Here is a 13,066-nt window from a genome sequence, read left to right on the forward strand (position 1 = left end):
CCGTCGGTACGGAAGCCGAATTCGGCGCGGCCGACGGTGATCCGTGGACCTGGGCGGCCCGTACGGATGGTCGTGATGGACATCTGTCAGTTCGTGTCCGAAAGATGGCAGGATGCGTCGGTGGGCATGTCGACGCGCACGTTGGGCCGCAGCGGCATCGAGGTCAGCGCCCTGGGTATGGGCTGTTGGGCGATCGCCGGCCCGTGGTCGGAGGGCACCACCCCGCTGGGCTGGGGTGCGGTGGACGACACCGAGTCGATCAGGGCGGTCCGTCGGGCGCTCGAGCTCGGGGTGACCCTCTTCGACACCGCCGACACCTACGGTGCGGGGCACGGTGAACGGCTCCTCGGGCAGGCACTCGGCCGTCAGCGGGACGAGGCGGTGATCGCCACCAAGTGGGGTCACACGTTCGACGAGCGGGCCCGGCAGGCCACCGGCCGGGACGCCACGCCGGCGTACCTGCGCCGGGCGGTACGGGAATCGCTGCGTCGCCTCGGCACCGACCGGATCGACCTGTACCAGCTGCATCTGGCGGATCTGCCGGTGCCCCGGGCGCAGGCGCTGATCGGCGAGCTGGAGGAGCTGGTCTCCGAGGGGCTGATCCGGGCGTACGGCTGGAGCACCGACCGGGCGGACCGAGCGGCCGTCTTCGGGCAGGAGGCCCCGCACGCCGCCGCCGTGCAGCACGCCCTCTCGGTGCTGCGCGACGCCCCCGACCTGCTCGCCGTCTGTGACAAGTACGACCTGGCCAGCATCAACCGGGGGCCGCTGGGGATGGGGTTGCTCACCGGCAAGTACACCCCGGCCTCGACCCTGCCCCGAGACGACGTACGGGGTCTCTCCTCGGGCTGGCTGGAGTGGTTCCGCAGTGGCCGGCCGGCCCCGGAGTGGTTGCGCCGGGTCGAGGCGGCCCGCGCCGCGTTGACCGCCGACGGGCGCACCCTGGCCCAGGGGGCGTTGGGCTGGATCTGGGCCCGCAGCGGGCGGACCATCCCGATCCCGGGCTGCCGGACGGTCGCCCAGGTCGAGGAGAACGCCGCCGCCCTGGCGCTGGGCCCTCTCCAGCCGGACCACTTCGTCGAGGTGGAGCGGCAACTGGCCGCCCTGCGTACCGCCGCCCTGCGGGAGGTGGACCGTCCCTACTGGCCCAGCCCCATGCTGCCCACCGCCTGGCCCTGAACGCCCCGGCCTGCCGGTCGGGTCGCCTCGCCGGACTGCGGCGGCCTGCCGGTCGGGTCGCCTCGCCGGACTGCGGCGGCCTGCCGGTCGGGTCGCCTCGCCGGACTGCGGCGGCCTGCCGGTCGGGTCGCCTCGCCGGACTGCGGCGGCCTGCCGGTCGGGTCGCCTCGCCGGACTGCGGCGGCCTGCCGGTCGGGTCGCCTCGCCGGACTGCGGCGGCCTGCCGGTCGGGTCGCCTCGCCGGACTGCGGCGGCCTGCCGGTCGGGTCGCCTCGCCGGACTGCGGCGGCCTGCCGGTCGGGTCGCCTCGCCGGACTGCGGCGGGTCGCCTCACGGGACAACGGCGTTGATCGACTCGGTTGGGCCGATATGGCGGCATCAACCGACCCCGGACACCGCCTTTTCGGCCCAACCGAGTCGATCAAGCCCTAGCTGATGATCAGCAGTGGGTCGTGCCGGGCGGAGATGGTGTCCCCGATCCCCGCGCTGCCGAGATTCGTGATCACACAGTTGTCGCCGGCGACGCAGAAGGGCACCTCGCGCCGGTCCCCGTCGAGCGCGTGGTGGAGGCGGCCGATCCGCTGGTCGGCGTCGTGCTCGGCACTGCCACGCTCGCCGGAGCCGGAGCCGGAGCCGGAGCCGGAGCCGGAGCCGGAGCCGGAGCCGGAGCCGGAGCCGGAGCCGGAGCCGGAGCCCGAGCCCGAGCCCGAGCCCGAGCCCGAGACCGAGACCGAGACGTGCACGTCCTGTCCGGGGCGCAGGGTGCCGGAGAAGACCCGGACCAGGCAGATCCGACCGAGAAGCGGATCGGTGCCGGTCCGGAGCACCTCGGCCACCAGCGGACCGTCCGGGTCGCAGGGCAACGGGGGGCGGGGTGAGCCGTCCACCCCGGTCACCGCGGGCAGGTCGCGCTCCAACGGCGACGGGACGGCCGTGACCAGGGTGTCGAGCAGGACGTCCAGGCCGACACCGGTGGCCGCGCAGACCGGCAGTACCGGGTGGAAGTGGCCCCGCGCCACGGCCTGCGCCAGCTCGGCGACCAGCACCGCGCTGTCGATCTCCTCGCCGGCGAGGTAGCGGTCCATCAGGGACTCGTCCTCGCTCTCGGCGACCAGCGGATCGATCAGCTCGTGCCGGGACTCGGTGATCGCCGGCAGGTGCTGCGGCTCGGGTTCGCGGACCTGGGCCGGCAGGCCGGTGGTGTAGTCGAAGACCTGGCGGGTGACCAGGTCGAGCAGCCCGGCCACCGACTCACCGTCGTCGCCGAGCATGATCAGATGCAACGGCAACACGTTGTCGCCGAACACCCGCTGGCACAGCGCCACCACCTCGTCGAAGTCGGCGCGGGGGTGGTCCAGCCGGGTCACCGCCACCACCCGGGGCAGGCCCAGGGCGGCGCACTCCTCCCAGCGGGCGGCGGTGGCGGTGTCCATCCCGTCGACGGCGGAGACCACGAACAACGCCGCGTCGGCGCCCCGTAGCCCGGCCCGCAGACCGTCCTCCGGGCCGTCCGGGCCGTCGCCGTCTCCGCACGGGTCCAGCAGATTGATCTTCACACCGCGGTGCCACAGCGGTACGCAGGCCAGGCCGACCGCCCGCCGCTGGCTGCCCGCCGCCGCGTCCGGACCGTCCGCGTCGCCGGCGGCCAGCAGGGCCTCCACCAGGGTGGTCTTGCCCGAACCGGAGTGCCCGACGAGCACCACGTTGCGTACCCGGTCGGGTGCCGTGACCACCGACGGCACGCCGGTGGTGCCGTCCTGACCGTGCTGCGCCATCGGGCGCACCTCACTGCGCTGCGCCATCGGGCGCACCTCCTCGACCGGTGGTGGTGTCCGCCACCCGTTACGGCAGCGGGCCCGGGGCTGATCCGCGGCGATATCCTCCGGTGTCCCGCCGTCCCGCACCGACGGGGCAGGCACGTGGGTGAGCTGGCTCACCATCACCGCCCGATTTCACCCCTTCGACCGGCCGCACACCACCACGCCGCGCCGGGCGACCACCGGCCGTATCGCGGACGGTGGACCGCCCGTTATCGTGGGACCGCCATGGCGAAGATCTTCCAAGTGTCGGCCCGAGCGGGGATGACCCGCGTCGTCGAGCCCGTCGCACGCGGCCTGCTGAAAGCGGGCGTCACCCCCAACACGGTCACCGTGGCGGGCACCGTCGGGGTGCTCGTCGGTGCCCTCGGCTTCGGTGCCCGCGGCCACCTGGTCACCGGAGCGCTCATCGTCACCGTCTTCGCGTTGACCGACCTGCTCGACGGGACGATGGCCCGGATGTCGGGCGGCTCCACCCGCTTCGGCGCGTTCCTCGACTCGAGCATGGACCGGGTCGCCGACAGCGCGGTCTTCGGCGCCGTGGCCTACTGGCTCGCCACCCAGGGCGACTACCCGTCGGTGGCGGCGGCCCTGCTCTGCCTGGCCGTCGGCGGTCTCGTCTCGTACGTGAAGGCCCGCGCCGAGGGACTCGGCATGACCTGCAACGTGGGCATCGCCGAGCGTACCGAGCGGTTGCTCATCGTCGGCGTCGGCGGCCTGCTCACCGGCCTCGGCGTGGACCGGGCCCTGCCGATCGCGCTCTGGCTGCTCGCGGCGGTCTCGGTGTTCACCGTCGGGCAGCGGATGGTCCACGTCCACCGGCAGGCCCGCCAGCTCGAGCCGGGCGGCCAGCGGTGACGGCCACCGCACGTGGGCCCGGGGTGACGGGCGGGCGCAGGTGAACGCGACCGAGCTCGGGTACGTCGCCGGTTGGCGGCTGGTCCGCGCGCTGCCCCGGCCGATGGTCGCCGCCGCCTTCCGGGCCGGGGCGGACCGGTCCCACCGTCGCGGCGGTGCCGGGGCCCGCCGGCTGCGGGCCAACCTACGCCGGGTGGTCGGCCCGGCGATGCCCGAGGCCGAGCTGGACGACCTGGTCCGGCAGGGTCTGCGGTCGTACGCCCGGTACTGGATGGAGGCCTTCCGGCTGCCCGCGCTGAGCCGGGAGCAGATCCTGGCCGAGTTCCGGCTGGGCAACTCCGAGTCGCTGGCCGCCGACGTGGCGGCCGGGCGGGGCGCGGTGGTGGCGCTGCCGCACGCCGGGAACTGGGACCTGGCCGGTGCCTGGGCGGCGGCCACCGGCTGGCCGATCACCACGGTCGCCGAGCGGCTCAAGCCCGAGGGGGTCTTCGAGCGGTTCGTGGCCTTCCGGGAGGGGCTGGGGATGGAGATCCTGCCCAACCACGGTGGTACCCGGCCCACCTTCGACGTGCTGGTGGACCGGCTGGGCGTCGGTACGGTGGTGCCGCTGCTCGCCGACCGGGACCTCTCCGCCCGGGGCGTGGAGGTGGACTTCTTCGGCGGCCGCACCCGGATGCCGGCCGGCCCCGCGCTGCTGGCCATCCGGACCGGCGCCCCGCTCTACGTCGCCTCGATGTGGTACGAACCGGACGCGGCCTGTGCCGCCCTCGACGGTCCGCTGACCCTGCCGGCACCCGACAGCGGCCCGCTGGACCAGCGGGTCCGGCTGCTGACCCAGCGAATTGCCGACGGTCTGGCGGCGGGCATCGCCCGTCATCCGCAAGACTGGCACATGTTGCAGCGTATGTGGCTGGACCAGAAGGGCCCGGGACCGGACCGTACGAGGCCCCCGGCCGCCACCGGCTCGGTCTGAGACGAAGGGCACTGACGTGCGGATCGGCATCGTGTGCCCGTACTCCTTCGACGTTCCCGGCGGAGTGCAGAACCACGTCATGGACCTCGCCGAGGCCCTGATCGGGCTCGGTCACCAGGTGAGCGTGCTCGCCCCGGCCGACGAGGACTCCGAACTACCGGCGTACGTGGTGCCGGCCGGCCGGGCGGTGCCGCTGCCGTACAACGGTTCGGTGGCCCGGATCGCCTTCGGCCCGGTCTCCACCGCCCGGGTCCGGCGCTGGATCATCCGGGGTGACTTCGACGTGCTGCACGTGCACGAGCCGCTCACCCTCAGCCTGTCGATGCTCGCGGTCCTGTCCGCCCGGGGGCCGGTGGTGGCCACCTTCCACACCGCGATGACCCGGTCCCGGGTGCTCTCGGCGGCCCAGGGGGCGCTGCGGATCGTGCTGGAGCGGATCACCGCCCGGATCGCGGTGAGCGCGCTGGCCCGCAAGGTGCAGGTCGAACACCTCGACGGCGGGGCGGTGGAGATCCCCAACGGGGTCACCGTGCGTAAGTACGCCGGGGTCGATCCGCTGCCCGGGTGGCCGGGGGAGTGCGCCCCGGGCGTCGGCGGCAGCATCGGTTTCCTGGGCCGGTTCACCGAGGCCCGCAAGGGCTTCCCGATCCTGCGTGACGCCTTCGTCGAGCTGGCCCGGCAACGGCCCGGCCTGCGGCTGCTGGTCGCCGGCCCCGGTGACCCGGACGACCTCTACGGCCGGTTCCCGGCCGACCTGCGCGAGCGGGTGGACTTCCTCGGACGGGTCTCCGAGGCGGACAAGGCACGCATGTTACGCAGTGTGCATCTCTACGTCGCGCCGAACACCGGTGGGGAATCATTCGGGATGATCCTCACCGAGGCCCTCGCCGCCGGCACCACGGTCGTCGCCAGCGACCTGGACGCGTTCCGTCGGGTGCTCGACCAGGGGCGGGCCGGCTGCCTCTTCCCCAACGGTGACGCCGTGGCGCTGCGGACGATCCTCGGCGAACTGCTGGACGATCCGGTGCGTCGGGCCGCGCTGACCGCCTGCGGCGACCAGGTGGTGGCGGGCTTCGACTGGCCCGTGGTGGCCCGGCGGGTGGTGGAGGTCTACGCCGCCGCCATCGAGGCGACCGACGGGCGGGTCATCGACCAGGAATGGGTGGGGCTGGGCTGAGCGGAACGGAGCAGCACTACGATGCCGGGCATGTGGTGGGTGGTGGGCGCGACCGTGGTCGTCGGCCTGGTCGCGGCGTACCTGATCTGGACCGCCGGCCGGGTCGAGCGGCTCCAGGTCCGGGCCGAGTCGGCCGCCCGTGCCCTCGACGCCCACCTGCTGCGCCGGGCCGCGGCCGCGGCGGTGCTGGCCGAACGGCGGTTCGGTGTCGAGCTGTACGCCGCCGCGCGGATCGCTCTGGACGCCGGGCCGCAGGAGCGGGAGGCGGCCGAGAACGACCTCACCCGCCAACTGCGCTCGGTACGGCTGGACCCGACCGACCCCGAGTGCGAGGCGGTGATCGCGGCCAGTCGTCGCCTGGCGCTGGCCAGGCAGGTGCACACCGACCTGGTACGCGACGCCCGGGCGGTGCGGGGGCGGCCCCTGGTGCGGCTGTTGCGGATGGGGCGTGGCCACGACTGGCCCCGCTACTTCGACGTCGACGACCCCACCCTCACCACCCCCGCCGCCGACGTCCCCGCCTGAGGTGAAAGGAAGGGCCCCCTCTTAACGCATTCGGTAGAGCGGGGCACCCCTTTCACCCTCGCCGGGGCACCGGGGACTCCAGGCTGGCCGGGCAGCCGCAGCAGGCGGGGTGATGACGGCCACAGAGCAGGCCACCGTGGGGCTGATTGGCTGTCGGGTGCGCGTTGTGGCCGTCGTAGCATTTCGACAAGCCACCCCGTACCCGTCCGAGGAGCGATGACCCGTGTCCGAATCCACCGCCGCACCCGCCAGCGCCACGCCGACCGTCGGCACCGCCCGCGTCAAGCGCGGCATGGCCGAGATGCTCAAGGGCGGCGTCATCATGGACGTGGTCACCGCCGAGCAGGCCAAGATCGCTGAGGACGCCGGCGCGGTCGCGGTGATGGCCCTCGAGCGGGTTCCCGCCGACATCCGTGCCCAGGGCGGGGTGTCCCGGATGAGCGACCCCGACATGATCGACGGCATCATCAACGCGGTCTCCATCCCGGTGATGGCCAAGGCCCGCATCGGCCACTTCGTCGAGGCCCAGATCCTGCAGTCGCTCGGCGTCGACTACGTCGACGAGTCCGAGGTGCTCACCCCGGCCGACTACGCCAACCACATCGACAAGTGGGCTTTCACCGTGCCGTTCGTCTGTGGCGCGACCAACCTGGGTGAGGCGCTGCGCCGGATCACCGAGGGCGCGGCCATGATCCGCTCCAAGGGCGAGGCCGGCACCGGTGACGTCTCCAACGCCACCACCCACATGCGCAAGATCCGTCAGGAGATCCGTCGGCTGCAGACGCTGCCCACCGACGAGCTCTTCGTCGCGGCCAAGGAGCTGCAGGCCCCGTACGAGCTGGTCAAGGAGATCGCCGAGACCGGCAAGCTGCCGGTGGTGCTCTTCACCGCCGGTGGGATCGCCACCCCGGCCGACGCGGCGATGATGATGCAGCTCGGCGCGGAGGGTGTCTTCGTCGGCTCCGGCATCTTCAAGTCCGGCAACCCGGCCCAGCGGGCCGCCGCGATCGTCAAGGCCACCACCTTCCACGACGACCCGGACGTGCTGGCCAAGGTCTCCCGGGGCCTGGGTGAGGCGATGGTCGGCATCAACGTCGACGACATCCCCCAGCCGCACCGCCTGGCCGAGCGCGGCTGGTGACGTGAAAGGAAGGGCCCCTTCCTAACGCCTGCGGTAGGGGAAGGGGCCCTTCCTAACACCTGGAAGGAAGACACGTGACGGTACCCGTGATCGGCGTGCTCGCATTGCAGGGCGACGTCCGCGAACACGTCACCGCGCTGACCGACGCGGGCGCCGAGGCGCGCGCGGTGCGTCGGGCGGAGGAGTTGGACGCGGTCGACGGGCTGGTGATCCCGGGTGGGGAGTCCACCACGATCAGCAAGCTCGTCGACATCTTCGAGCTGCGCGAGCCGATCGACAAGCGGATCGCCGCCGGCCTGCCGGTCTACGGCTCCTGCGCCGGCATGATCATGCTGGCCACCGAGGTCCTCGACGGCCGGCCCGACCAGCGGGGCTTCGCCGGGATCGACATGACGGTCCGGCGCAACGCCTTCGGCCGCCAGGTCGACTCGTTCGAGGCACCGGTGGAGATCGCCGGGGTCGAGGGCGGCCCGCTGCACGCGGTCTTCATCCGCGCCCCCTGGGTCGAGCGGGTCGGCGACGACGTCGAGGTGCTCGGCACGGTCACCGCCGGCCCGGCCGCCGGGCGGATCGTGGCGGTCCGCCACCACCACCTGCTGGCCACCTCGTTCCACCCGGAACTCACCGGCGACGCTCGGCTGCACGCCTACTTCGTGGACCTGGTCCGCGCGGCGCGCTGACCGGAGGACCTGCGGTACGTGACACTGCGGCTCGACGACGGGTGCACCTTCGTCGAGGTGGTGTCGGGCCCGCACCTGCCCGACCCGCTGCCGTCGCTGGCGGCGTTCCGTCGGTTCCGGGCGGGGCTGGCGGAGCGCTGCGACCTGCAGGAAATGGCCGCGGCGACCGTGTCGGGGGCGTACCGGACAGGGGAGTGGTTTTTGTCTGGTCTGTAGAGCTCGGGGGAGATCAGGCCGGCGGCCGACGTGCGGCGGGTGACGTCCACCCGCCGCACGTCGGTAGGATTGCCGAGATTCGGCGGGGCATCTGCTCGCCACGGCTTCCACCAGGGTCGACCGGCACCACCGCGTGCGCCGGGTGGGGTCGGTGCGGGCACGGTGCGGTCGACGCAGACGGCGGGTAGCAACGGAGGTAGCAGATGTCCGGCCACTCAAAGTGGGCGACCACCAAGCACAAGAAGGCCGTCATCGATGCCAAGCGTGGCAAGATGTTCGCCAAGCTCATCAAGAACGTCGAGGTCGCCGCGCGCACCGGTGGTGGTGACCCGGCCGGCAACCCCACCCTCTTCGACGCCATCCAGAAGGCCAAGAAGAGTTCGGTGCCCAACGACAACATCGACCGGGCGGTCAAGCGCGGCTCCGGCCTGGAGGCCGGCGGCGCCGACTGGCAGACGATCATGTACGAGGGGTACGGCCCGAGCGGCGTCGCGATGCTCATCGAGTGTCTCACCGACAACCGCAACCGCGCCGCCACCGAGGTACGCACCGCGCTGACCCGCAACGGTGGCTCGCTCGCCGACGCCGGCTCGGTGTCGTACATGTTCTCCCGCAAGGGCATGGTGATCGTCCCGAAGGAGCAGACCAGCGAGGACGACGTGATGCTGGCCGTCCTCGACGCCGGTGCCGAGGAGGTCAACGACCTCGGCGAGGCCTTCGAGGTGATCTCCGAGCCGACCGATCTGGTGGCCGTGCGCACCGCCCTGCAGGACGCCGGCATCGAGTACGAGTCGGCCGAGACCTCCCTGGTCCCCAGCGTGAACGTGCCGCTGGACGAGGAGGGCGCACGCAAGATCTTCAAGCTGATCGACGTGCTGGAGGACTGCGACGACGTGCAGAACGTCTACGCCAACTTCGACGTCTCGGACGACGTGCTCGCGTCGGTCGAAGCATGAGGTGCTGACGGCCCCGTCGGACCTCAGGTGACGTGGTCGCCGGGACTGTCGGCTGACCTTGCCTGGATATACGCGCCTCCCGGATATATTCTTCTCCGGGAGGTGCGTTCGATGGCGAAAACTCTGTTGGATCTCGACGAGGATCTGCTGGCGGAGGCCACCGCGGCGCTCGGCACCGCGACCAAGAAGGAGACGGTGACGCTGGCGCTCCGACAGGCGGTGGAGTCAAGCCGCGAGCGCCGCCAGCAGGCCTTGGCCGACCTGCAGGAGGTCGCTGATGCTGGCGGATTCGACTTCGACCAGCTCGACGAACTCGACAGGTGAAGTACCTTGTCGACACCAGCGCCCTGGTCCGGATGGTTCGGCGTCAAGCTGATCCGCAGTGGTCCGACCTGGCGGCCCGTGGCCTGATTGCCATCTGCGATCCGGTGCTCGTGGAGACGCTGACCATCGCGGACGCCAAGGCGTACGACCGGGTCGAGCAGGGACTGCGCCACGTCTACCCCTGGGTTCCCGTACCGGATGACGCCTGGCAGGTTGTCCGGGCAGTCCGGCAGGAACTCGCCAGTCACAGCGCCCATCAGGGTCTTTCCGTGGCAGATCATCTCGTGGTGGCCACGGCGATTCGGCTGAAATTGGTGGTGCTCCATCAGGACTCCGACTTCGAAACAGTGGCCCGGTTGGTACCCCAACTGAATCAGGAACGGATCACCTGACCGCGGGGATCTTCGCGCACCGGGACGTCGGTGACGAGGTCATGGCCGCCGTGGCTCGTCGTGTCGACACGGCCCGGACGGCGGCGGCGGTTACCCTGGTCCGGTAGCGGCCGGATCAGGGAGTGTCGATGTCCTTGACGCAGAGTGGACCAACGCGCCGGTTCGCCCCGGGTGAGCCGGTCGTGCGCCGCGAGATCCTGCTCGGCGAGGTGTGGTTCGGCATGCCCACCGTCTGTGTCGAAGACTCCCCGGACCTGCTCGCGCTCTACCTGCCCGAGGGTGCCGCCTTCGGCTTCCCCGAAACCGGGGTCTTCCCGGCCGGCCGGCACCCCTGGCAGACGGGCGGTCACCAGCGGTGGACCGGGCCCGGCAAGCTGATGCTGCACCTGCCCGGGGTGGCGCACTCGATCGACGTGTTCTGGGTCGGCCCCGAGCGGGCCTTCGCCGGCTGGTACTTCAATCTCCAGGATCCGTTCCGGCGTACCCCGATCGGCATCGACACCCTCGACCACGAGCTGGACCTGTGGTGGGCGGCGGACGCCGACCGGTACGTCTGGAAGGACGTGGAGCTGTTCGGGCAGCGGCTCACCGAGGGGCGCTACCCGGGGCAGGGCGAGGCGATCCGGGCCGAGGGGGCCCGGATCGCCGATCTGCTCGACGTGGGACGGCGCTGGTGGGACGAGGCCTGGGCCGGGTGGCGCCCGGACCCCCGTTGGCCGGTGCCCCGCCTCCCCGCCGGCTGGGACACCGTCCCCTGCTGACCGGGCGCCGGGCCCGACCGAAACCCGATCCCGGGCCGGCCTGAGGCCGGAACCCGGGCCGGGTCGTGGCTCAGCCGATCCGTTCCCGCTGCCGCCAGGCCGTCGACATCGAGGTCCGGCCGTTGGTACGCAGCAGCGATCCCTCGTAGAGCCGGGCTCCGACCAGGACGAAGGCGACCGCGCTGACCGCCAGCAGGGCCAGCGACAGCACTGGCTCCCAGCCCGCCGCGTCACCGGTGAAGGCCCGTAGCGGCATCGCCATCGGCGACGAGAACGGCAGGTACGACAGCAGTCGCAGGATGCCCGCGTTGTCGTTGAGGAAGACCACCGCGAAGAAGGGCACCATCAGGGCCATCTGCACCGGTGTGGAGGAGGCGGCGATGTCCTCCTGCCGGGCCACCAGTGCCCCGGCCACCGCCCACATCGCGGCCAGCAGCAGGAATCCGAAGAGGAAGAACGGCACGAACCAGGCGATCGCCGGCCCCAGCAGGCCGAGCAGGTCGGTGTTGCCGCTGAACGCGAGACCGGCGAAGGTGACCAGCGCGATCAGGGCGATCTGGCCCAGGGCGAGCAGGCAGCCGGCGATCACCTTGCCGGCCAGCAGGGCCCGGACCGGTACCGCGGCGACCAGGATCTCCACGATCCGGGTCTGCTTCTCCTCGGTGATGCTCTGCGCGATCTGCAGGCCGAACGTCTGGGAGGTGATGAAGAAGACGAACGCGAGGGCGAAGGGCACGATGAAGGCGACGAACGGGTCGACCGCGTCCGGATCGAGGAACCGGACCGGCGGTGCGACGCTGAGCGCGTTCACCACGTCCTGGGGGGCGTTGGCCAGGGCGACCACGGTCGGTCCGGAGACCACGGCGGCGTCCACGTCGCCGTCGCGTACCGCCTGCTCGGCGGCGGCGTCGTCGGCCACGGTGCGGACCTGCAGGCCGGCGTCGCGCAACCCGGCGGCGACGCTCTCGGTGGCCACCGCGACGCTGGACGGCCCACTGGAGAACAACCCGGGCAGGATGGTCGCCCCCGCCGCGATGAGCAGGAAGATCAGCGTACTGATCAGGAAGGTACGGTCGCGCAGCTTGACCCGGATCTCCCGGCCGGCGACGAGGCGGGTGGCCTGGTACGTGTTCACTGGGTGACCTCTCGGAAGATCTCGGCGATCGTGGGGGTGACCGGGCGGAAGGCGCGGACCGGGCCGCGCGCCAACGCCTCCCGCAGCACCTGCTGGTCGTCGGCGTCGGCGGTGAGGTCGAAGACCGCACGCTGCCCGTCCAGGTCGACCAGGGTCACGCCGCGCTGGTCGCGCAGCCAGCCCGCGTCGGTGTCGACCACCAGCTCGAACCGGGGCCGGGCGTAGGTCGAGCGCAGCTCGTCGCGGCTGCCGGTGGCCCGGATCTCCCCGTCGGAGATGATCACCAGGTCGTCGCAGAGCCGTTCCACCACGTCGAGCTGGTGGCTGGAGAAGAGCACCGGCACCCCTCGGGCGGCCCGTTCGCGCAGCACCGCCAGCAGCGTGTCGACGGCCAGCGGGTCGAGCCCGGAGAACGGCTCGTCGAGCACCAGCAGCTCCGGGTCGTGGACCAGCGCGGCGGCGATCTGCGCACGCTGCTGGTTACCGAGGGAGAGCGTCTCCAGCAGGTCGTCGCCGCGGGCGTCGAGCCCCACCTGTTCGAGCAGGTCGTCGGTGGCCCGCCGGGCGGCGGCAGGGCCGAGCCCGTGCAACCGACCCAGGTACGTCACCTGTTCGCGGACGGTCATCTTGGGGTAGAGACCGCGTTCCTCCGGCAGGTAGCCGAAGCGTTGCCGGTCGGAGGTGGTAAGCGGCGCGTCGCGCCAGCGCACCGACCCGGCGTCCGGGGCGAGGACCCCCAGGATGATCCGCATGGTGGTGGTCTTGCCGGCACCGTTGCCGCCGACGAAGCCGGTCATCCGGCCAGCGTGCACGTCGAAGGTGACGTTCTTGAGTACCTGTCGGTCGCCGAAGCTGCGGTCGACCCCGTCGAGTCGAAGGGTTGTGGTCACCCGACCCACGGTAGGGCGGTCGGCGGGGCCGTCCCTCGGGCC

At 72.1% G+C, this 13,066-nt stretch carries 14 protein-coding genes and 1 pseudogene; 12 read left to right on the top strand and 3 right to left on the bottom strand.

The annotated features are described in order from the left end of the window. Window positions 1-126 precede the first annotated feature (126 nt). Window positions 127-1,179, top strand: a complete 1,053-nt coding sequence (locus GA0070617_RS11835; protein WP_217628924.1) for an aldo/keto reductase — start codon at window positions 127-129, stop codon at window positions 1,177-1,179. Between the two features lie 734 nt (window positions 1,180-1,913). Here GA0070617_RS11835 and GA0070617_RS11840 read toward each other — a convergent pair. After that, window positions 1,914-2,954, bottom strand: a pseudogene (locus tag GA0070617_RS11840) (GTP-binding protein); the annotation flags it as partial. 270 nt (window positions 2,955-3,224) lie between these two features. Between GA0070617_RS11840 and pgsA the strand changes: the two are divergent. The 11 genes from pgsA to GA0070617_RS11895 all read left to right on the top strand — a co-directional run bounded on the left by pgsA (window position 3,225) and on the right by GA0070617_RS11895 (window position 10,999). After that, window positions 3,225-3,854 (top strand): phosphatidylinositol phosphate synthase, encoded by a 630-nt coding sequence (gene pgsA / locus GA0070617_RS11845; RefSeq protein ID WP_091436464.1) that lies wholly within the window; start codon window positions 3,225-3,227, stop codon window positions 3,852-3,854. 40 nt (window positions 3,855-3,894) lie between these two features. Next, a complete protein-coding gene (locus GA0070617_RS11850) occupies window positions 3,895-4,827 on the top strand; it encodes a phosphatidylinositol mannoside acyltransferase (RefSeq protein ID WP_091436468.1) in 933 nt (310 codons plus the stop codon). Window positions 4,828-4,843: 16 nt separating this feature from the next. Then, window positions 4,844-6,004 (top strand): glycosyltransferase family 4 protein, encoded by a 1,161-nt coding sequence (locus GA0070617_RS11855; protein ID WP_091436471.1) that lies wholly within the window; start codon window positions 4,844-4,846, stop codon window positions 6,002-6,004. 21 nt (window positions 6,005-6,025) lie between these two features. Continuing rightward, window positions 6,026-6,529: a hypothetical protein gene (locus tag GA0070617_RS11860; RefSeq protein ID WP_091436473.1), complete on the top strand. Its 504-nt coding sequence runs from the start codon at window positions 6,026-6,028 to the stop codon at window positions 6,527-6,529. Between the two features lie 223 nt (window positions 6,530-6,752). Next, a complete protein-coding gene (pdxS, locus tag GA0070617_RS11865) occupies window positions 6,753-7,670 on the top strand; it encodes a pyridoxal 5'-phosphate synthase lyase subunit PdxS (protein ID WP_091436476.1) in 918 nt (305 codons plus the stop codon). A 74-nt stretch (window positions 7,671-7,744) separates the two neighbouring features. Further along, entirely contained in the window at window positions 7,745-8,350 is a 606-nt protein-coding gene (gene pdxT / locus GA0070617_RS11870) for a pyridoxal 5'-phosphate synthase glutaminase subunit PdxT (RefSeq protein WP_091436478.1), read from the top strand. A gap of 18 nt (window positions 8,351-8,368) precedes the next feature. Beyond that, window positions 8,369-8,566, top strand: a complete 198-nt coding sequence (locus GA0070617_RS11875) for a hypothetical protein (RefSeq protein WP_091436481.1) — start codon at window positions 8,369-8,371, stop codon at window positions 8,564-8,566. 203 nt (window positions 8,567-8,769) lie between these two features. After that, the gene (locus GA0070617_RS11880; RefSeq protein WP_091436483.1) at window positions 8,770-9,522 is read left to right on the top strand and encodes a YebC/PmpR family DNA-binding transcriptional regulator; all 753 of its coding nucleotides are present in this window, start codon (window positions 8,770-8,772) and stop codon (window positions 9,520-9,522) included. 111 nt (window positions 9,523-9,633) lie between these two features. Beyond that, complete coding sequence (locus tag GA0070617_RS11885) at window positions 9,634-9,846, top strand: type II toxin-antitoxin system VapB family antitoxin (RefSeq protein WP_091446274.1); 213 nt, start codon at window positions 9,634-9,636, stop codon at window positions 9,844-9,846. Continuing rightward, the gene (locus GA0070617_RS11890) at window positions 9,843-10,238 is read left to right on the top strand and encodes a PIN domain-containing protein (protein WP_091436486.1); all 396 of its coding nucleotides are present in this window, start codon (window positions 9,843-9,845) and stop codon (window positions 10,236-10,238) included. The genes GA0070617_RS11885 and GA0070617_RS11890 overlap by 4 nt, the downstream gene beginning before the upstream one ends. A gap of 128 nt (window positions 10,239-10,366) precedes the next feature. After that, a complete protein-coding gene (locus tag GA0070617_RS11895; RefSeq protein ID WP_091446276.1) occupies window positions 10,367-10,999 on the top strand; it encodes a ribonuclease FAU-1 family protein in 633 nt (210 codons plus the stop codon). A gap of 70 nt (window positions 11,000-11,069) precedes the next feature. On the opposite strand, the gene GA0070617_RS11900 is transcribed toward GA0070617_RS11895, so the two are convergent. Together GA0070617_RS11900 and GA0070617_RS11905 are read right to left on the bottom strand one after the other, a co-directional pair. Beyond that, window positions 11,070-12,134, bottom strand: coding sequence for an ABC transporter permease (locus GA0070617_RS11900; RefSeq protein WP_091436488.1), 1,065 nt, complete (start codon window positions 12,132-12,134; stop codon window positions 11,070-11,072). Beyond that, a complete protein-coding gene (locus GA0070617_RS11905) occupies window positions 12,131-13,024 on the bottom strand; it encodes an ABC transporter ATP-binding protein (protein WP_091446279.1) in 894 nt (297 codons plus the stop codon). Before GA0070617_RS11905 ends, GA0070617_RS11900 begins: the two co-directional genes overlap by 4 nt. Window positions 13,025-13,066: the final 42 nt, after the last annotated feature.

It is taken from the genome of Micromonospora yangpuensis (assembly GCF_900091615.1).
Lineage (GTDB): Bacteria > Actinomycetota > Actinomycetes > Mycobacteriales > Micromonosporaceae > Micromonospora > Micromonospora yangpuensis.